Raw genomic sequence first — 21332 nt, forward strand, 5'->3', positions numbered from 1 at the left:
GCAGGCGTATATGAGTATGACAGATAAGTTATTAAACGGTTTAAATCCACAGCAACAAAAAGCAGTACAAACAACGAATGGACCACTTCTACTAATGGCAGGTGCAGGTAGTGGTAAGACACGCGTGTTAACACACCGTATTGCGTATTTGCTTGGTGAAAAAGGTGTAGCACCATGGAATGTACTAGCTATTACCTTCACAAATAAAGCAGCTCGTGAAATGCGCGAGCGTATTGATAAACTTGTGGGACCAGAAGCAGAAGATATTTGGATTTCGACGTTCCACTCTATGTGTGTACGTATTTTACGACGCGATATCGATCGTATTGGTATTAATCGTAACTTTACAATCTTAGATTCAGGTGATCAGCTAACTGTAGTCAAAAAAATTATGAAAGAGCGCAATATTGATCCGAAGAAATTTGAGCCGCGCTCTATTTTAGCGGGTATTAGTAATGCAAAAAATGAACTGTTATCTGCGGATAAATATGCAAAAAAAATTACAATGGCTGATCCATATGAAAAATTAACGAGCGATGTATACACAGAGTATCAAAAACGTCTTTTGAAAAATAATTCATTAGACTTTGATGATTTAATTATGACGACGATTCAGCTATTTGAACGTGTTCCAGAAGTATTAGAGTTTTATCAGCGTAAGTTCCAATATATTCATGTTGATGAGTATCAAGATACGAACAAAGCGCAATATCTTCTTGTTAAACATTTGGCAGCACGTTTTAAAAATCTTTGCGTTGTAGGTGACTCTGACCAGTCTATTTATCGCTGGCGTGGTGCAGATATTTCTAACATTTTGTCATTTGAAAAAGACTATGAGAATGCACAGGTAATTTTGTTAGAACAAAACTATCGTTCGTCACAAAATATTTTAAATGCAGCGAATGCTGTTATTGAAAAAAATACGAATCGTAAACCGAAGAAATTATGGACAGACAATCAAGTTGGAAGTAAAATCTCGTATTATCGTGCCGCAACTGAAAAGGACGAAGCATATTTTGTTGCGAAAAAAATTCGTGACGATCTTCAAATGGGGAAACGAAAATACACTGATTTTGCAGTGCTATATCGTACAAATGCTCAGTCTCGTATGGTCGAGGAGATTTTCCTTAAATCTAACATTCCTTACAAAATTGTCGGGGGAACTAAGTTCTACGACCGTAAAGAGATTAAAGATATTTTGGCGTACTTACGTTTAATCGGTAATCCAGATGATGAAATTAGTTTTGCACGTATTATTAACATGCCAAAGCGTGGTATTGGTGCGACTTCTATCGATAAAATTATTAATTATGGTGTGCAAAACGGAATTTCATTAACTGCTGTATTTGATGAGATTGAGCATGTTGGAGTAAGTGCAAAAATTACAAAGGCAGTAAAAGAATTCGCAAGTTTATTACACAACTGGGTAAATATGCAAGAGTATTTATCTGTTACAGAATTAGTAGAAGAAGTTATTGAAAAAACAGGCTATCGCGATATGTTGAAAAATGAGCGTTCTTTAGAAGCGGAAGGTCGTTTAGAAAACTTAGACGAATTCTTATCTGTTACGCAAACATTTGAATCTCAAAGTGAAGATAAGAGCCTTGTTGCATTCTTAACAGATTTAGCACTTGTTGCTGATATTGATCGTGTAGATGAAGACCCAACTGCTGGTGAAGAAGTTATTTTAATGACGATGCACTCAGCAAAAGGATTAGAGTTCCCGGTTGTCTTTATTGTTGGTTTAGAGGAAGGGATATTCCCTCATACTCGTTCTCTTATGGAAGAGGATGAAATGCAAGAAGAACGTCGTCTTGCTTATGTAGGTATTACTCGTGCAGAAGAAGAGTTATATTTATCTAATGCGCAAATGCGTACTTTATTTGGTAGAACAAGTATGAATGCTGCGTCTCGCTTCATTACAGAAATCCCGGCAGAACTAGTGGAATCATTAAATGAAACAGCGCCGAAGCGTGAAAATTCGTTTGGTGCAAAAGGCAGAACAGCAAGTAGCAGTAAAATGACAACGACAACCACAACACGCTCTCGTTCAGCTTTCGCGCGTCCAGCAGCTAAGACGACAGGCGGTGAGCAAATTGGCTGGGCAGTAGGCGATAAAGCTTCCCACCAAAAATGGGGAATCGGTACAGTTGTAAGTGTAAAAGGTGAAGGTGATGCAAAAGAATTAGATATTGCGTTCCCAAGCCCGATTGGTGTTAAACGTTTGTTAGCAAAATTTGCACCTGTGACGAAACAATAGAAAGGAATGAGGATATGTCAAAAGAGATAGCAAAAAAACGTATAGAAGAACTGCGTGATTTGTTAAATACATTTAATTATCAATATCACGTATTAGACAATCCTTCTGTTTCTGATGCGGAATATGACCGTGATATGCAGGAGCTTATAAAATTAGAAGCAGAGAACCCAGAGTTTATGAGTGAAGATTCTCCCTCCGTTCGCGTTGGGGGAACTATTCTTGATATATTTGAAAAAGTAACACATAAGTCACCAATGTTAAGTTTAGGGAATGCATTTAACGAAGGGGATTTGCGTGATTTCGACAGAAGAGTATGTCAAGGAATTGATGGTGCGAATGTAAGATATATATGTGAATTAAAAATTGACGGGCTTGCCGTTTCGCTTCATTATGAAAAAGGACGCTTTATTCAAGGGGCGACACGTGGTGATGGTGTAACGGGTGAAGATATTACTCAAAATTTAAAAACGATTAAAGCTATCCCACTTCGTTTAAATGAAGAAGTAACGTTAGAAGCACGAGGCGAAGCTTATATGCCGAAGCGTTCATTCGTTAAACTAAATGAAGAAAAAGAGCAAAATGGAGAAGATGTATTTGCGAATCCGCGTAATGCAGCAGCAGGTTCAATACGTCAACTTGATCCGAAAATTGCAGCGAAGCGTAACTTATCTATGTTTGTGTACGGTCTTGCGAATGTAGAAGAAAAAACAATTCCATCGCACAGTGAATCGCTTGATTTCTTAGGTGAACTCGGATTTAAGACAAATCCAAATCGCCGTACATGTGAAACAATCGAAGAGGTTATAGCTTATGTAGAAGAATGGCAAGAAAAACGTCCGCATCTTGATTATGAGATTGATGGAATCGTTATAAAAGTAGATGATGTTGCTCTTCAAGAAAGTCTAGGAACTACAGCGAAGAGTCCACGATGGGCGATTGCTTATAAATTCCCAGCTGAAGAAGTTGTAACGAGACTAACAGGCATTGAATTAAGTGTTGGCCGAACAGGGGTTGTAACGCCGACTGCAGAGCTAGAGCCAGTGAGAGTTGCTGGTACGATTGTTCGCCGTGCTTCTTTACATAACGAAGATTTGATTCGTGAAAAAGACATTCGAATTGGTGACTACGTTGTTGTGAAGAAGGCTGGAGATATTATTCCTGAAGTTGTGAACGTTATTTTTGATAAGCGTACTGGTGAAGAAGAAGAATACCGTATGCCAACGCATTGTCCAGCATGTGAGAGTGAACTTGTTCGTTTAGAAGAAGAAGTAGCACTTCGATGTATAAATCCGACTTGTCCAGCTCAAATTCGAGAGGGATTAATCCATTTCGTTTCAAGAAATGCGATGAATATTGATGGACTTGGAGAACGTGTCATTACACAACTCTTTGATGCAGATTATATTCGTACATTTGCTGATTTATATGCATTGACGAAAGAGCAATTATTACAGTTAGAACGTTTTGGTGAAAAATCAGCAACAAACTTAATACAAGCAATTGAAAATTCTAAAGAAAACTCGTTAGAGCGATTATTATTTGGTCTTGGAATTCGCCACGTTGGAGCGAAAGCAGCACGTACATTTGCAGAGCACTTTGAAACGATGGATGAGCTTGTAAAAGCAACAGAAGAAGAACTAAAAGCAATTAATGAAATTGGCGAAAAAATGGCTCAATCTGTTGTGACATATTTTGATAATGAAGATGTATTAGAATTATTACAGCAGTTTAAAGAGTATGGCGTGAATATGACATACAAAGGTATAAAAATTGCAGATTTACAAAATGTTGAATCTTACTTCGCAGGAAAAACGGTTGTTTTAACAGGTAAGCTAGAAGTTATGGGACGAAGTGAAGCGAAGAAGAAGATTGAGGCATTAGGTGGAAAAGTAACAGGAAGTGTTAGTAAGAGTACGGATTTGGTTGTTGCAGGTGAAGCAGCTGGTTCGAAATTAGCACAAGCGGAGAAACATAATGTTGAGGTTTGGAATGAAGAGAGGTTCTTACAAGAGCTAAATAAGTAAGAGGTGCAAACTTACCATGAAAAAAATAGCATTAGCGATATTAAGCCTGGGCCTAATTGTAAGTGGGTGTAGTGCAGGTGCCGACAAAGATGAAAAAGTGGCTGAGAAATCGGGGAAAGCAAAAGAACAATCAGTTGTTCCAAAATACGCTATTTCGGATGAATATTATAAGACGACTATTCCATTTGATGGTGGAAATGCACGTGGTTTAGTGGTGCAAGGGCTAAATAGTCGTCTTGATATAGATGAATTTGAAACAGGATTAATGCGAATTGCAAAAGAATCATTTAATACGAAAGATAATTTTTTAAAAGGCGGAAGTGCTCTAGATACTCAAGTGATACAGATGCTTGTTAAAAGAAAACGTACAGATGCTGAACAAAAGGAACTAGAGGACAAATTAAAAAAAGATGCAGTTAAATTTCCTAATATAGGATTAAACCCTGCGTTAGGAACGGGATCCGAATCACTAGAAGTGAAAAATAAAAAAAATCCAATATATATTTCAAATATTTTAGAGCATGATTATTATGTGAAAAAAGGCGATAACAGCGAGGAACGTGTTGGTATGGTAGTTGGATTAGCAATGAATTCTGTTCAATATTTTAACGAAGAGCATGGTTATCCACGTGAAGCTGCAATCCCGGATGAAAAGATGTTAGCTGAAGGGAAAAAAATGGCGCAAGAAATTTTGAAAGTTATACATCAAAAACAACCTGATACAAAAAATATTCCGATAACATTTGCGATTTATCGCCAATCTCCAAAGTCTTCGCTCGTACCAGGTAACTTTGTTTCTTATGCAAATGTAGAAAAAGGTAGTGAAACGGTTGAAGATTGGAAACAAATTAATGAGAAATACTATTTGTTCCCATCAGAGCAAGCGAAAACAGATAATAAACGTGAAGATCTTGCAAGAGTATCCAACTTTAAGGCAAAACTAAGCGATTATTTCCAAGGCGACTATACAGCTGTTATTGGTACTGGTATGTATAGAGATGATGAATTAAGAGAAATGAAGCTTGATATTCCTGTCCAGTTTAATGGAAAAGCTGAAATAATTGGTTTTACACAATATGTGGCAGGGCTTGTTATGGAATACTTCCCGAATTATATGAAAGTACAAGTAACGATTAAATCTGTAGAACGCCCAGAAGCTATTATTATACGTGAAGCAAAACAAGATGAACCACTTGTGAAAATTTTAGATTAAATATGAAGGCTGTTCCTCTATGGAACAGCTTTTTTTCTTATGTAATTTTGTTATAATTTAAAATGTTGTAAATAATAGGGGTAAGGGGTAAAGTTCATGGGAGAATTAAGTTTTCAAGTCATTATTTTATTAATTGCATTCGGTTTTTTAGCAGCTTTTATTGATTCCGTTGTTGGAGGAGGAGGGTTAATTTCGCTTCCTGCGCTTATGTTTGTTGGCTTATCGCCAGCTTCGGCAATTGCAACGAATAAATTAGCAGCAACAATGGGGACGTTTACGAGTGCGATGTATTTCATTCGATCAGGAAAAGTTGATTTTAAAATTGTAGGAAAGTTAATCCCGTTAACTATTGTTGGAGCTGTTGCGGGTGCTTTAGTAGTAAAATTTATTCCATCGGATATTTTACGCCCATTAGTACTTGTAATGTTGGTATTTATTGCTATTTATATTATTGCAAAAAAGAATTGGGGAAGTGTGTCTACCTATAAGAAGATGACGCAAAGAAAAACATTAATATTTTTCTTTGTTATTTTAATGATAGGATTTTATGATGGATTTTTTGGACCAGGGACAGGGTCATTTTTAATTTTTGCATTTTTATTAATTGGTTTGGATTTTATTCAAGCGGCAGCATCTGGAAAACTTTTGAACTTTGTTAGTAATATTGTATCTTTAATTACTTTTTTATTTTTAGATATAATTCATTTTGAATACGGTATTATCATGGGATTATCAATGATCTTAGGTGCTTATTTGGGATCGAAGTTTGCGGTTCAAAAAGGCGTTGGATATGTAAGGACTTTATTTTTATTAGTTACTATATTATTGATCGGGAAAAATGTTTTGGAATATACTCATATTTTGTAGATTCATACGCATGTATGAATCTCTTTTTTTTATTATATTTTAAAAATTTATTAATTTTTAAAATATAAGTCTAGGAATATTTGAATAAATCTAAATTATCGTGTAGAATAATGTTGTAAAATGTAAACGTTTTTCTAAGGGGAGGCTAAAAAAAATGGTAGTAGCATACAAACATGAGCCATTTACAGATTTTTCAGTGGAGGCTAACAAATTAGCGTTTGAAGAAGGTTTAAAGAAAGTAGAATCTTATCTTGGACAAGACTATCCATTAATTATTGGGGGAGAAAAAATTACTACAGAAGACAAAATTGTTTCTGTAAACCCTGCAAATAAAGAGGAACTTGTTGGTCGTGTTTCAAAAGCAAGCCGTGAGTTAGCTGAAAAAGCAATGCAAGTAGCGGATGAAACATTCCAAACTTGGAGAAAATCAAAGCCAGAAATGCGTGCAGACATTTTATTCCGTGCTGCAGCAATCGTTCGTCGCAGAAAACATGAATTCTCTGCTATTCTTGTAAAAGAAGCAGGTAAGCCATGGAATGAGGCAGATGCTGATACAGCAGAAGCAATCGACTTTATGGAATATTATGGTCGTCAAATGTTAAAATTAAAAGACGGTATTCCAGTAGAAAGCCGTCCAATTGAATATAATCGTTTCTCTTACATTCCATTAGGAGTAGGTGTTATCATTTCTCCTTGGAACTTCCCATTCGCAATTATGGCAGGTATGACAACAGCTGCTTTAGTTTCTGGTAACACAGTATTACTAAAACCAGCTAGTACAACTCCTGTAGTAGCAGCGAAATTTATGGAAGTATTAGAAGAAGCTGGCTTACCAGCTGGCGTAGTAAACTTCGTTCCAGGTAATGGTTCTGAAGTTGGTGACTACTTAGTAGATCATCCTCGTACACGTTTCGTAAGCTTCACGGGATCTCGTGATGTAGGTATCCGTATCTATGAGCGTGCAGCGAAAGTAAACCCAGGCCAAATTTGGTTAAAACGCGTTATCGCTGAAATGGGCGGTAAAGATACAATCGTTGTTGATAAAGAAGCAGATCTTGAATTAGCAGCTAAGTCTATCGTTGCATCAGCATTCGGATTCTCAGGACAAAAATGTTCTGCATGTTCTCGTGCAGTAATCCACGAAGATGTATACGATCACGTATTAAATCGTGCTGTTGAATTAACAAAAGAATTAACAGTTGCTAACCCAGCAGTATTAGGTACAAACATGGGTCCTGTTAATGACCAAGCTGCATTCGATAAAGTAATGAGCTATGTTGCAATTGGTAAAGAAGAAGGTAGAATCTTAGCAGGTGGAGAAGGAGACGATTCTAAAGGCTGGTTCATCCAGCCAACAATCGTTGCTGATGTTGCAGAAGATGCTCGCTTAATGAAAGAAGAAATCTTCGGACCAGTAGTAGCATTCTGTAAAGCAAAAGACTTCGATCATGCACTTGCAATTGCAAACAATACGGAATACGGTTTAACAGGTGCTGTTATTACTAACAACCGTGACCATATTGAAAAAGCACGTGAAGACTTCCACGTTGGTAACTTATACTTCAACCGTGGATGTACTGGTGCAATCGTAGGTTACCAACCATTCGGTGGCTTTAACATGTCTGGTACAGACTCTAAAGCTGGTGGACCTGATTACTTAGCACTTCACATGCAAGCAAAAACTACTTCTGAAACTTTATAAGAAATAGTAGAGGAGCTCTTCACAAAGTGTGAAGAGCTCCTTTTAAAATTGAAACCCCATATATTACCGTCGTTCGAAGAGAATGAGCTAAAACCTATTAATAGCGGGATAAACATGTAAACAGAAATAAAATAATGAGAAAAGTTGACGTATTAGTCATATTTTTTAGTATTCATTTTGAGAATTTCCTGTATAATACAATTTGAAAGAAAATCTATGGTTCGACAAGGAACACTCCTTTCGGTTTTGCTCACTGAAAGGAGTGTTTTTTTATTGACATAGATTAAGAGTTTTGATTTCGGAATGTTCAATAATTAGATAGAAGAAAAACTCTCTATTTAAGTAGTTGATTTGGAAAATATTAAATATATAAGAAAAAAATTGAATTTATTTTTAGGATTTTGTATAGTATACTAAGTGGTTTTATAATCGAATATCGAGATTTTAAGTTTCAGTTATTATTTTAATATTGATTATATTCTGGCATAATAGATTTGTACTTTTGGAAAAGACAAAAATGGTGAGGGGAAATGTTATGTGGGAAGGGATGATTGTTAGATGAATAAAAAGAATTATGTTGAATATGTTGACGTACTACGTGTATTTTCGATGTTTGCGGTAGTGTTTCTTCATACTGCTGCAGGAAGTTTACGGGGGAATATCGGTTCGGGTACTTGGCATATAACGAATGCACTGACAACTGTATTTAGTACAAGTGTACCTATCTTCTTTATGATTTCTGGTGCGATGTTAATGAGGAGTAGTAAAACGGAATCACTTAAAATAACTTATACAGAACGTTTGCCAAAATTAATTGTGCCATTTATTATATGGTCAACTATTGCTGTGTTATACTTTACGCCAAGGCCGATACAAATAACAAATGTTATTAAGAGTATTTTATACATACCGAATCAAGCAGCGACAGTACATCTTTGGTTTATGTATGCCATTATTCCTTTGTATATTCTTTCTCCTCTTTTGAAGAAAATGGTAGATGCTTTAAGTAAAGAGCTTATAAAGTACATGTTAATTCTTTGGTTTATAGTAAGTTCGCTATTGCCAACAATTGCAGTACTAGTTCCAAATGAATTAAAACCAATATTTACGTTGTATCCTAATTTTGATATGAACTTTTTAGGCGGATATATAGGGTATTTCCTCATAGGTTATTATTTAATGACATATGAGAAGAAGGTATCCAAAAGGTTGTTACTATCCATAATCGTTATAGATACACTTTTAATTATATTGGGTACTTGGTATGCAACGGTTAAAATAGGGGAATACTCTGAGGATTTTAAGGCATACGTTAGAGTATTCGAAGTAATGCTTTCAGGTTCAATCTTCTTATTAGTAAAAGAGTATTTTAGAAATTACTCAATGAATCCGTTTATGTTTAAGTGGATACAAATTTTATCTGCTTTTTCATTTGGTGTGTATTTAATGCATAATTTAGTAGTTGTATATATTGGGAATAGATTGAATATTTGGCCAGCACAATCAATTTGGATGTTATTAGTTGCTTTCATAATAATTACAGTTATAACAATGATAGCAATTATAATTTTTGCAAGTATAAAAATCACATGTTATCCATTAACAGGAATGAGTTTTAAGGAAGCTTCTCGTACATGTAATATTCAATTTTTATGGGGAAATTGGACTCAATCAAAAGATATTAAAAATGATAATGTATCAATGTAAATAATTAGTGAGATTTTTATAAGTATGATATGAATTCCTCAAAATAGGGCATGAATAGATGGTAAATATAATATAGTCGAAAAAAATCCTTTTGAATTTTCAAAAGGATTTTTTTCGTTGGACAAACTCTTTTGTGCTAAGTATTTCCGCATATATATTATTCAAACTTGCTAAAATTGTATTATGAATATAAACAGCTGGTATAGTAGCATTCTTAAAAGAAAGGTCTTTTGTAGCACAAGCATCATGTATAACGGTACATTGAAATCCAAAATCGAATGCAGCCCTTACTGTAGCATCAATACACATATGAGTCATCATCCCGCATACGACGACATGTTCAATGTCTAAACGCTGTAATTGCTCTAGAAGATTAGTTTCTCGGAAGCTATTTGGATAATGTTTGACTATAACTGTTTCTTCTCTAAGTGGACGTACGCTTTCGTGAATATGTACACCTTCTGTATTAGGTAGGAAAAAAGTAGCGTCATCTTTTATAGCTACGTGTTGGATATGAAAAATAGGTTCGCTGTTTGTTCTAAAGTGTTGTAATAACTGATTAGCATATTCGCTTGCTTCTACTGGATTACGCAATTCCATCTTTCCATTTGGAAAATAATCGTTTTGAATATCGACGAGTAAAAGAGCTGTTTTCATATATTTATCTGCCTCCGAGTTTCATATTCAAATAAATTTATTCAATTCGTAGAGAGGATTCTCCTGTTTAAAAATATGAGGAAGAAGAATTTTAAATAACCTTGAAAGTTACTATTTTCTCATGAATTTTCATCTGAAAATTTTAATAAAGGAATAATTAATATTTTTCTAAAAAATGTATTGACTCTTATTATTCTGAGTTCTATAATGAGAATTAATTAAATGACAATTAAATCGATACATTCTTATCCAGAGAGGTGGAGGGACTGGCCCTACGATACCTCAGCAACGGGTTTTTTAATACCGTGCTAACTCCAGCAAGCCATATAAAGGCTTGGAAGATGAGAAGATGTGAACGAGTACATATAAGTGCTCTCCTTCTTATCTTTATGGTTGATAAGAAGGAGAGCACTTTTTATTTTACCTCGAAAGCTCTACTTCAAGTTTTTACAGCATATAGGAGGGGAAAAAATGATTTCTTTTAACAATGTAAGTAAAGTGTATGAATCAGCTGGGCGATCTGTTCATGCGGTGGAGGATGTAACATTATCAGTTGAGAAAGGCGAAATTTTTGGCATTATCGGTTTTAGTGGCGCTGGAAAGAGTACATTATTACGCTTAGTAAATATGTTAGAGAGACCAACGTCAGGAACGATTGCAATAGATGATAAAGATATTACATCATTATCGACGAAAGAATTGCGCAAACTAAGACAAAGAATCGGAATGATTTTTCAAAGCTTTAATTTATTTAATTCAAGAACAGTGTTTGGGAATATTGCTTATCCATTAAAGTTAGCGAAATTGCCAAAGAACGAGATAAAGGAACGAGTGAATGAACTGCTGAAGTTTGTAGGGTTAGAAGATAAAGCAAACTATTATCCAGAACAGCTATCAGGGGGACAAAAACAACGTGTTGGTATTGCTAGAGCACTTGCGACATCGCCAGATATTCTTATATGTGATGAGGCAACATCAGCCTTAGATCCAGAAACGACGACAGAAATTCTAAACTTATTAAAGAAAGTAAATCGAGAATACAATTTAACAATCCTTCTTATTACACATGAAATGCATGTTGTGAAAGAAATTTGTCACCGTGTAGCTGTAATGGAGAAGGGAAAAGTTATTGAAGAAGGAAAACTGTTCGATGTTTTCACGCAACCAAAAACAAAGACGACTCAAAACTTTGTACGTTCTGTTATTAATGATCATTTACCAGAAAGTGTTCTAGCGAAAATTCAAAATGGTGGTCAAATTTATCGTCTAACATTTACTGGTGAGGAGACAGGACAGCCGGTACTATCATATATCGCAAAAAACTATAACGTCGATGTAAATGTACTGTACGGAAATATTATTGAACTTCAAAATGTGCTATTTGGAAATCTGCTTGTAGAATTGCAAGGTGAGCAGAGGGAAATTCAAAAAGCATTACAACATCTAAGACTGCAAGTGCAGCTGAAGGAGGTAGAAGCTCATGCGAGTTGATTGGAGTATATTTTGGCCGCGCATACTAGATGCGACGGGGGATACCCTCTTAATGGTAATTGTAACCCTTATATTCGCTACAATTCTTGGTATACCTCTAGGTTTACTTTTATATGTAACGAGAAAAGGAAACTTTTTAGAAAATAAATGGGTCTTTTCTATTCTTAACATCATAATTAATACAATTCGTCCGGTACCATTCATTATCTTTTTAGTAGCTTTAAGTCCACTAACGAGAAGCGTTATTGGAACGACGATTGGAACAGCAGCAGCAATTTTCCCGATGACGTTAGTCGCATCAATTGGTATTGCTAGAATGGTTGAAACAAATCTTGTTTCCGTTCCGAAAGGAGTAATTGAAGCAGCGCAAGCAATGGGCGCCTCGCCAATTAGAATTGTTTTTGAAATCCTTGTACCAGAAGCGTTAGCACCATTAATCTTAGGTGTCACATTTATGACAGTTGGTTTAATTGAATTTTCTGCAGTTGCTGGGCTTGTCGGTGGTGGCGGTCTTGGTGACTTGGCAATGACATATGGTTATCAACGTTTTGATACATCAGTTATGTTTGTAACGGTTGTTTTACTTATTATTCTCGTACAGATAGCTCAAAATTTAGGAAACTACTTTGCGAAAGTCTTGTTACGTAGATCATAAAAAGGAAGAGAGGAAAAGAAAATGAAGAAAATTTTAGCATTTGCATTATCAGCGATTGTAGGAGTCTCAGCATTAAGTGGCTGCTCAAGTGGAGACACGGGTGCAGGAGCGAAAGAAAAAGTAGTTCGCGTCGGTGTAACTGGAACGGATGGAGACGCTTGGGAAATTTTGAAGAAAAAAGCTGAAAAAGAAGGGATTAAGATTAAACTGGTGGAGTTCTCTGATTATACAACTCCAAATAAAGCTTTAGCTGATGGAGATATTGAATTAAACTCATTTCAGCATATTGCTTTCTTAGAGCAATTTAAAAAAGAGCATAAGTTAGATATTACAGCTGTTGGTACAACACAAATTGCGCCAATGGGTTTATACTCTGAAAAATATAAGAAGGCAAATGAAATTCCAGATGGTTCAGAAATTGCAATTCCAAACGATCCAACGAACCAAGCACGTGCATTAAAACTTCTTGATGCAGCTGGAGTATTAAAGCTTAAAAAAGATTTTGGCTTATTTGGAGATCCAAGCGGCATTGCTGAAAATCCGAAGAAGTTAAAAATCACGCCGGTTATCGCACAGCAAACACCTCGTGTGTTAAAAGATGTAGCGGCATCAGTTATTAATAACGGTGTTGCTGGTCAAGCTGGATTAGATCCAGCGAAGGATCCTATTTTCTTAGAAGATCCAAAGAATGAAAATGCGAAGCCTTATATTAATATTTTCGCAGCTCGTACGAAAGATAAAGATGATCCAACACTGAAAAAAGTAATTGAACTATACCATTCAAAAGAAGTAACAGATGCAATTAAGAAAGAAACAAATGATGGTTCAATTTCAGTTGATCTTTCACTTGAGGAGCTTGAAAAAATCGTAAAATAATGATTGAGTTTAATGGACTAACAGAAGGAACCCCTCCGCTGTTAGTTCGTTCAACATATAAACTTAACAAACGAACCCTAATTCTGTACCTTCCAATTTTGTATAACGTAGAATCCAATGTTTGTTAAGTAGAGTAATGGACCAGGAGTTTTCCTGGTCTTTTTTTATGAATGAAAGTAGCTAGCGAACAGTAAGGTAATCTGAAAAACCAATTGTTTAGATTGTTTTTTCAGATTAGGCAGAAAACTTTCTTTAAAATAGTATTCTTTTATGATAGATTTATAAATATAAAACTAGAATTTACATAAAAATCCATCATGGTAAATATACTTATCTATAATGGGTATACAGCTAACGAGGGGGAGAACGATGAGAAGACGTAATACGCAAGCGTTCACGTTTTTAGCATGGACTTCATTTGTTTGTGCGCTTTCAGGTATGCTAATTGGGATTTATACGTTAGATGAAACGCTTAGTGTAAAAGGATACTATTTAATTGGAACATTATTTTTAACGATGTCTTGTTTTGTATTACAAAAAACAATTCGTGATAATGAAGAAGATAACGAGAGATTTCCGAAAAATAAACCGTTAGATAAAGAGTAAATTGTAAAGAAAGGCATTTGCCTTTCTTTTTTTATGTAAAAATGGCGTAAGTACTCTGTGTTGACTTGCTTGAAGTACTGAAAATTTGGTATCATCAATAGTATTGTAGATTGAACGATATATTATGGAGGTGGCCTAGCCGTGTCAAGAATTTCCGTTGAGAATGTAAAGCACGTAGCACATTTAGCACGTCTTGCAATTACTGATCAAGAAGCAGAAAAATTTCAAAAACAACTAGATGCAATTGTTACATTTGCAGAACAGTTAAATGAATTAGATACAACAGATGTAAAACCAACAACTCATGTATTAACTATGAAAAATGTTATGCGTGAAGATGTACCAGAAAAAGGTTTACCAGTCGAAGAAGTATTAAAAAATGCACCGGATCACAAAGATAATCAAATCCGTGTTCCAGCAGTATTAGAATAGAGGAGGGGAATTTCGATGTCATTATTTGATCATTCAGTATCAGAGTTACATAAGAAGTTAAACAACAAAGAAATTTCCGTTACGGATTTAGTAGAAGAATCTTACAAACGTATTGCGGATGTTGAAGATAACGTAAAAGCTTTTCTTACATTAGATGAAGAAAATGCACGCGCAAAAGCGAAAGAATTAGATGCAAAAATCGGCGCTGAAGATAATGGTTTATTATTCGGTATGCCAATTGGTGTAAAAGATAACATTGTAACTAACGGTCTTCGTACAACTTGTGCGAGCAAAATGTTAGCAAACTTCGATCCAATTTATGATGCGACAGTTGTGCAAAAGCTAAAAGCTGCTGACACAATTACAATCGGTAAATTAAACATGGACGAGTTCGCAATGGGTTCTTCAAATGAAAACTCAGGATTCTACGCTACGAAAAACCCATGGAACTTAGATTACGTTCCAGGCGGATCTAGTGGTGGTTCTGCAGCAGCTGTAGCAGCAGGAGAAGTACTATTCTCTCTAGGTTCTGATACGGGTGGTTCTATCCGTCAGCCAGCTGCATATTGCGGTGTTGTAGGTTTAAAACCAACTTACGGACGCGTATCTCGTTACGGATTAGTAGCATTCGCATCTTCACTAGACCAAATCGGACCGATTACACGTACAGTAGAAGACAATGCATACTTATTACAAGCTATTTCAGGTATTGACCGCATGGATGCAACTTCTGCAAACGTTGAAGTTGGAAACTATTTAGCTGGTTTAACAGGCGATGTTAAAGGTTTACGCATTGCTGTACCGAAAGAATACTTAGGCGAAGGTGTTGGCGAAGAAGCTCGTGAGTCAGTACTAGCTGCTTTAAAAGTATTAGAAGGTATGGGCGCAACTTGGGAGGAAGTATCTCTTCCACACTCTAAATACGCTCTAGCAACGTATTACTTACTATCTTCTTCTGAAGCATCTGCTAACCTTTCACGCTTTGATGGCGTGCGTTACGGTGTTCGTTCTGATAATGTAAATAACTTATTAGACCTTTACAAAAACACACGTAGTGAAGGTTTCGGTGATGAAGTTAAACGTCGTATTATGCTTGGTACATTTGCTCTTAGCTCTGGTTACTATGATGCATATTACAAAAAAGCACAACAAGTACGTACATTAATTAAGAACGACTTTGAAAATGTATTTGCTAACTATGATGTTATTATTGGACCAACAACACCAACTCCGGCATTTAAAGTGGGAGAAAAAGTTGACGATCCAATGACAATGTATGCAAATGACATTTTAACAATCCCAGTAAACTTAGCGGGTGTTCCAGCGATTTCAGTTCCATGTGGATTCGGTGCTAACAACATGCCACTTGGTCTACAAATTATTGGTAAACACTTCGATGAAGCGACAATTTACCGCGTTGCACATGCGTTTGAGCAAGCAACAGACTATCATACAAAAAAAGCAAGTCTGTAAGGAGGCGAGCATAGATGAATTTAGAAACAATTATTGGTTTAGAGGTTCACGTTGAGTTAAAAACAAATTCGAAAATTTTCTCTGCGAGTCCAACAGAATTCGGAGCGGAGCCAAATACACAAACAAGTGTAATTGACTTAGGATACCCAGGGGTACTTCCTACTTTAAATAAAGAAGCAGTTAACTTTGCAATGAAAGCTGCAATGGCATTAAACTGTGAAATCGCAACGGAAACGAAGTTTGACCGTAAAAACTATTTCTATCCAGATAACCCGAAAGCTTACCAAATCTCTCAATTTGATAAGCCAATTGGTGAAAATGGTTGGATTGAAATCGAAGTAGACGGTAAAAAGAAACGTATCGGTATTACACGTCTTCATTTAGAAGAAGATGCTGGTAAATCAACGCATACAGCTGATGGTTCATTAGTAGACTACAACCGTCAAGGTATGCCTTTAATCGAGATCGTATCTGAGCCAGATATGCGTACGCCAGAAGAAGCATATGCATACTTAGAGAAGTTAAAATCAATCATTCAATACACTGGTGTATCTGATTGTAAGATGGAAGAAGGTTCCTTGCGTTGTGATGCGAACATTTCTCTTCGTCCAGTTGGACAAGAAAAGTTCGGTACAAAAGCGGAACTGAAAAACTTAAACTCATTCACTTACGTACAAAAAGGTCTTGAGCATGAGCAAGTGCGCCAAGAAAAAGAATTGTTATCTGGTGGCATCATCCAACAAGAAACACGTCGTTATGATGAAGCAACGAAGAAAACAATCTTAATGCGTGTGAAAGAAGGATCTGACGATTACCGTTACTTCCCGGAGCCAGACTTAGTTGAACTTTACATCGATGATGAGTGGAAAGAAGCAGTTCGAGCTTCTATTCCAGAACTTCCAGATGCACGTAAAGCTCGCTACGTTGCAGAACTAGGCTTGCCAGCTTATGATGCACACGTGTTAACATTAACGAAAGAGATGTCTGATTTCTTTGAAGCAACTGTTGCAGACGGTGCTGATGCGAAATTAACATCGAACTGGTTAATGGGTGAAGTACTTGCATACTTAAACAAACAACAAAAAGAATTAAAAGACGTTGCATTAACGCCTGCTGGTTTATCTAAAATGGTTCAATTAATTGAAAAGGGTACAATTTCTTCTAAAATCGCGAAGAAAGTATTTAATGAATTAATTGAAAAAGGTGGAGACCCAGAAGAAATCGTTAAAGCGAAAGGTCTTGTTCAAATTTCTGACGAGGGTACACTTCGTAAAGTTGTAACAGAAATTCTTGATAATAATGAGCAATCTATCGAAGACTTTAAAAACGGTAAAGACCGTGCAATTGGCTTCTTAGTTGGTCAAATTATGAAAGCTACAAAAGGACAAGCAAATCCACCGCTTGTTAACAAAATCTTACTTGAAGAGATTAATAAGCGATAATAGTAGTGACTTTTAAAGATTAAGCAGAAAAACACCCGTACATGGGTGTTTTTCTAGGTTAATCAAACGTTTGTTTAAATGAGACAAAATCGTTTAAACAAACGTTTGATTAACTGTCAAAAGTGGAAAAATGTTTGTATAGCAACTATGGTATGATAGTTGCAAAAAGGTGGGAATAATGATAAATCTAAACATAGAGGTTTTTTTCATCTCATGAAATAATAGATAGTTATTATTCGTTATATGTAAATTTTTATGGAAGAATGGATAGAAATAAAGTGAAACTTTAATCAGTAGGAGGTTCATCTAACACTGATTATTAGCCCTCACCAATCGGGCATTTACTGCCCGCAAATAGCGGGATAAATTTTTGGGTCAAATAAAAAAACCATTGAAATGAATATTTACTTTTGATGGACTACACGAATCGGGTTCTTACTGCCTGTTTGAGCGGGATAAAAGAAGGATAGCAAGATGAGAGGAGGTAGGCATGGGAATACTGAATAGAAGTTCAGTATGTTCTTTTTCGATACATAAAGAAATTTCCTGTGCTAATAAATGATGAAGCGAGCAAGAATTATTTATAATCCTACTTCTGGGCGTGAGCTATTTAAGAAGAGCTTACCAGAAGTATTACAAAAATTAGAACAAGCTGGCTATGAGACATCTTGTCATGCGACAACGGGTCCTGGAGACGCTACTGTGGCGGCGAGGCAAGCTGCGGATCGTAAGTTTGATGTTGTTATTGCGGCTGGTGGCGACGGTACGTTAAATGAAGTAGTAAACGGTTTAGTTGGGCATGAATTCCATCCGAAATTTGGAATTATTCCAGTTGGAACGACAAATGACTTTGCACGTGCGATTGGTGTACCTCGTTCTATTGAAGAGGCAGCAGATATTATTTGCGAAGGAAAAACAGTGCCATTAGACCTTGGTAGAGCGAACGATACATATTTTATTAACATCGCTGGTGGCGGTCGTATTACAGAATTAACATACGAGGTACCGAGTAAGTTAAAGACAGTATTAGGACAACTTGCTTATTACCTAAAAGGTATCGAGATGTTACCATCATTACATCCAACATATGTTGAAATTGAGTATGATGGAAAATTACTACAAGAAGAAATTACAATGTTTTTAATTACGAATACTCGTTCAGTAGGTGGATTTGAAAAGGTAGCACCGTATGCATCTATTAACGATGGGTTATTTGATCTATTAGTACTGAAAAAAGGTTCTATCGCTGATTTGATTAAAGCAGCAACACAAGCACAACGTGGTGAACATATTAACAATCCAAAGGTGTTATACACACAAGCGAACCGAATTAAAGTACATTCACCAGATAAACTAATGATTAATTTAGATGGTGAGTACGGTGGAGATGCACCGATGGAATTCGAAAATATATATCATTGTTTAGAACTATTTGTTCCTGAACATCAAGAGGATGCCCTGTAAAGGCATCCTCTTTTACTTTGTTAAAATGAATTGTAAATTGGGAGTTAGTTTGATTTTTATGGTATTTTTACAATTCTTTTATTTTACATCCATATTTTATTGATACACTGGAGGAGATAAGAAACGAGAGGTAGGATGCTATGGAGAAGGTAAAAGCAATACTATTTGATAAAGATGGGACATTAATGGATTTTCATTCAATTTGGATAAAAGTAGCTGAAGAACTTGTAGCTGAATGTATAAGTTTATATCATTTACCAAGTACAATAGGGCAGACCTTATTAGAAGAGATTGGTGTAGAGGGAGCATTTGTTAATCCGAGGAGTGCAATAGCTGCTGGAACAAGCCTTGATGTAGCGAAGGGGCTTTGTAATTATATTGAGTCTGCTAGAGAAGAAGAGATGCATCAGTGGGTAAGTGAGAAGTTATTTTCCCTTATGTATGAGCATCGTTCGCATATGAAAATGACAGCGGATTTACCGAAAGTGTTACAGGCATTAAAAGATAAAGGATTTATATTAGGGGTTGTCACGGCGGATGATTTCGCACCAACAGAATTATTTTTAAAACAATATAAGTTGGAGAACTTTTTTGATTATATTATAGCCTCGGATACATTCCTTGCGCAAAAACCAGATAAAAAGATTATAGAAGTGTTTTGTGAGAAATTTAATTTAGAATCATGTGAGGTTGCGGTTGTTGGAGATACGCCAACTGATTTACATTTAGCTAAAAATGGCGATTGCTATGCAATTGGGGTGCTATCTGGTACGGGAGACCGTCCAACATTAGAACCACTTGCTGATTTAGTGTTAGATTCTGTTGGAGAGTTTATTTCTCAATCGGGTGAGTTTTTCTGGGAGAAAGAAAAGTCTAATGTGTAAGGAAAATAAGTCTATAAAGACTCTTAATGAGTCTTTATAGACTTATTTTTTATGCCTGGATACAAAGAATATAGGATAAATGCTAGAAAAGAAAGTTGGCATATATTTTGCAATAAGAAGAGAAAACAATGTAAAGAAAAGGATGGGGTACGCAATGAACACAAAAAAATTTGCTAAAGTAAATGAACAAATTCCAGGACCGAAAGCGGCATCTTTATTAGAACGCCGTCAAAATATAGTACCAAAAGGAGTAAGTAACGGCATCCCAACGTTTGTACAATCTGCAAATGGTGCTCTTGTAACAGATGTTGATGGCAATCAGTACATTGATTTTGCAGGAGCAATCGGGACAATTAACGTAGGGCATTGTCATCCAACGGTTAAAGAAGCGCTCCATAAACAAGTTGATCAATACATTCATACTGGATTTAATGTCATGATGTATGAGCCATATATTGAATTAGCAGAAAAGCTTGCGGCATTGGCACCAGGAAGTTTCGATAAGCAAGTCCTATTTTTAAATAGTGGTGCAGAAGCAGTTGAGAACGCGGTGAAAATCGCTCGTAAATATACGAAGAGACCTGGTATTATCGCATTTTCTAAAGGTTTCCACGGTCGTACATTAATGACAATGACGATGACAAGTAAAGTGAAGCCATATAAATTTGGGTTTGGTCCCTTTGCTCCAGAAGTATATAAAGCGCCATTTCCATACGAATACCGTCGCCCAGAGGGATTAACGGAAGAGCAGTATGATGATTTTATTATTGAAGAGTTTAAGAACTTCTTCATATCGGAAGTAGCACCAGAAACAATTGCAGCTGTTGTAATGGAACCTGTTCAAGGGGAAGGTGGATTTATCGTCCCAAGTAAGAAATTTGTTCAAGAAGTACGCCGCATTTGTTCAGAGAACGGCATCTTATTTGTAGCGGATGAAATACAAACAGGCTTTAGTCGTACAGGAAAATATTTTGCAATTGATCACTATGATGTCGTTCCAGATTTAATTACAGTGTCTAAATCATTAGGGGCTGGTGTACCGATAAGTGGTGTCATTGGACGTAAAGAAATTATGAATGAATCTGCACCAGGTGAACTTGGTGGAACGTATGCAGGAAGTCCATTAGGATGTGCAGCTGCATTAGCTGTTCTCGATGTAATAGAAAATGAGAAATTAAATGATAGAGCAATAGAATTAGGAAAAGTCGTAATGAACCGATTCGAAGAGATGAAAAATAAATATCATTGCATCGGTGATGTGCGTGGGTTAGGAGCAATGTGTGCATTTGAGGTCGTTCAAGATCGTAAGACGAAAGCACCTGACAAAACGTTAACGGCTAATCTATGTGCAGAAGCAAATAAGCGTGGGTTACTTTTATTATCAGCAGGAACGTATGGAAATGTTATCCGTGTGTTAATGCCTTTAGTTATTACAGATGAGCAACTTGAAGAAGGTTTAACAATAATTGAAGAATCATTGCAAGCTTGTTATGAGCAAACGAACATCGCTCGCGTTTAAAAACTGAAGTATAAATAGCAAACATTCTAGCTGACTCTATATTAAATGCAGAAAATTCAC

At 36.1% G+C, this 21332-nt stretch carries 17 protein-coding genes and 1 riboswitch; of the genes, 16 read left to right on the top strand and 1 reads right to left on the bottom strand.

Annotated elements, in window-relative coordinates:
- Positions 1-10 precede the first annotated feature (10 nt).
- The 6 genes from pcrA to N2V79_RS01765 all read left to right on the top strand — a co-directional run bounded on the left by pcrA (position 11) and on the right by N2V79_RS01765 (position 9773).
- Positions 11-2260 carry a DNA helicase PcrA gene (gene pcrA / locus N2V79_RS01740; protein ID WP_002094226.1) on the top strand — a complete coding sequence of 750 codons (2250 nt, stop codon included), beginning with the start codon at positions 11-13 and terminating at the stop codon, positions 2258-2260.
- A 14-nt stretch (positions 2261-2274) separates the two neighbouring features.
- Positions 2275-4284 carry an NAD-dependent DNA ligase LigA gene (gene ligA / locus N2V79_RS01745; protein ID WP_023520911.1) on the top strand — a complete coding sequence of 670 codons (2010 nt, stop codon included), beginning with the start codon at positions 2275-2277 and terminating at the stop codon, positions 4282-4284.
- 16 nt (positions 4285-4300) lie between these two features.
- Positions 4301-5497 (top strand): CamS family sex pheromone protein, encoded by a 1197-nt coding sequence (locus N2V79_RS01750; protein WP_053565394.1) that lies wholly within the window; start codon positions 4301-4303, stop codon positions 5495-5497.
- Positions 5498-5593: 96 nt separating this feature from the next.
- Positions 5594-6364: a TSUP family transporter gene (locus N2V79_RS01755; protein ID WP_340719535.1), complete on the top strand. Its 771-nt coding sequence runs from the start codon at positions 5594-5596 to the stop codon at positions 6362-6364.
- A 154-nt stretch (positions 6365-6518) separates the two neighbouring features.
- On the top strand, positions 6519-8066 hold the full coding sequence (gene pruA / locus N2V79_RS01760; protein ID WP_000259555.1) for an L-glutamate gamma-semialdehyde dehydrogenase: 1548 nt from the start codon (positions 6519-6521) through the stop codon (positions 8064-8066).
- Positions 8067-8624: 558 nt separating this feature from the next.
- Complete coding sequence (locus N2V79_RS01765) at positions 8625-9773, top strand: acyltransferase (RefSeq protein WP_053565392.1); 1149 nt, start codon at positions 8625-8627, stop codon at positions 9771-9773.
- A gap of 99 nt (positions 9774-9872) precedes the next feature.
- On the opposite strand, the gene N2V79_RS01770 is transcribed toward N2V79_RS01765, so the two are convergent.
- Complete coding sequence (locus tag N2V79_RS01770) at positions 9873-10430, bottom strand: cysteine hydrolase family protein (protein WP_053565391.1); 558 nt, start codon at positions 10428-10430, stop codon at positions 9873-9875.
- A gap of 242 nt (positions 10431-10672) precedes the next feature.
- Positions 10673-10778: riboswitch (SAM riboswitch) on the top strand.
- Positions 10779-10901: 123 nt separating this feature from the next.
- On the opposite strand from N2V79_RS01770, the gene N2V79_RS01775 reads away from it, so the two are divergent.
- The 10 genes from N2V79_RS01775 (at position 10902) to gabT (ending at position 21272) form a co-directional block, all read left to right on the top strand.
- A complete protein-coding gene (locus N2V79_RS01775) occupies positions 10902-11921 on the top strand; it encodes a methionine ABC transporter ATP-binding protein (protein ID WP_053565390.1) in 1020 nt (339 codons plus the stop codon).
- Positions 11911-12576 (top strand): methionine ABC transporter permease, encoded by a 666-nt coding sequence (locus N2V79_RS01780; protein WP_001261865.1) that lies wholly within the window; start codon positions 11911-11913, stop codon positions 12574-12576. Before N2V79_RS01775 ends, N2V79_RS01780 begins: the two co-directional genes overlap by 11 nt.
- 21 nt (positions 12577-12597) lie before the next feature.
- A complete protein-coding gene (locus tag N2V79_RS01785) occupies positions 12598-13452 on the top strand; it encodes a MetQ/NlpA family ABC transporter substrate-binding protein (protein WP_016083725.1) in 855 nt (284 codons plus the stop codon).
- A 369-nt stretch (positions 13453-13821) separates the two neighbouring features.
- Complete coding sequence (locus N2V79_RS01790; protein ID WP_001254393.1) at positions 13822-14058, top strand: YiaA/YiaB family inner membrane protein; 237 nt, start codon at positions 13822-13824, stop codon at positions 14056-14058.
- 141 nt (positions 14059-14199) lie between these two features.
- Positions 14200-14490: an Asp-tRNA(Asn)/Glu-tRNA(Gln) amidotransferase subunit GatC gene (gene gatC, locus N2V79_RS01795; protein WP_000086999.1), complete on the top strand. Its 291-nt coding sequence runs from the start codon at positions 14200-14202 to the stop codon at positions 14488-14490.
- Between the two features lie 15 nt (positions 14491-14505).
- Positions 14506-15963: an Asp-tRNA(Asn)/Glu-tRNA(Gln) amidotransferase subunit GatA gene (gene gatA, locus N2V79_RS01800; RefSeq protein ID WP_000051441.1), complete on the top strand. Its 1458-nt coding sequence runs from the start codon at positions 14506-14508 to the stop codon at positions 15961-15963.
- A 14-nt stretch (positions 15964-15977) separates the two neighbouring features.
- The gene (gatB, locus tag N2V79_RS01805) at positions 15978-17405 is read left to right on the top strand and encodes an Asp-tRNA(Asn)/Glu-tRNA(Gln) amidotransferase subunit GatB (protein WP_001047685.1); all 1428 of its coding nucleotides are present in this window, start codon (positions 15978-15980) and stop codon (positions 17403-17405) included.
- Between the two features lie 558 nt (positions 17406-17963).
- Positions 17964-18869, top strand: a complete 906-nt coding sequence (locus tag N2V79_RS01810; RefSeq protein WP_016078570.1) for a diacylglycerol kinase — start codon at positions 17964-17966, stop codon at positions 18867-18869.
- Positions 18870-19009: 140 nt separating this feature from the next.
- Positions 19010-19753: an HAD family hydrolase gene (locus N2V79_RS01815; RefSeq protein WP_047792104.1), complete on the top strand. Its 744-nt coding sequence runs from the start codon at positions 19010-19012 to the stop codon at positions 19751-19753.
- Positions 19754-19907: 154 nt separating this feature from the next.
- Positions 19908-21272: a 4-aminobutyrate--2-oxoglutarate transaminase gene (gene gabT / locus N2V79_RS01820; protein ID WP_001093019.1), complete on the top strand. Its 1365-nt coding sequence runs from the start codon at positions 19908-19910 to the stop codon at positions 21270-21272.
- Positions 21273-21332: the final 60 nt, after the last annotated feature.

This window comes from Bacillus sp. CH_70 (assembly GCF_038007045.1).
In the GTDB taxonomy this organism is placed as follows: domain Bacteria; phylum Bacillota; class Bacilli; order Bacillales; family Bacillaceae_G; genus Bacillus_A; species Bacillus_A cereus.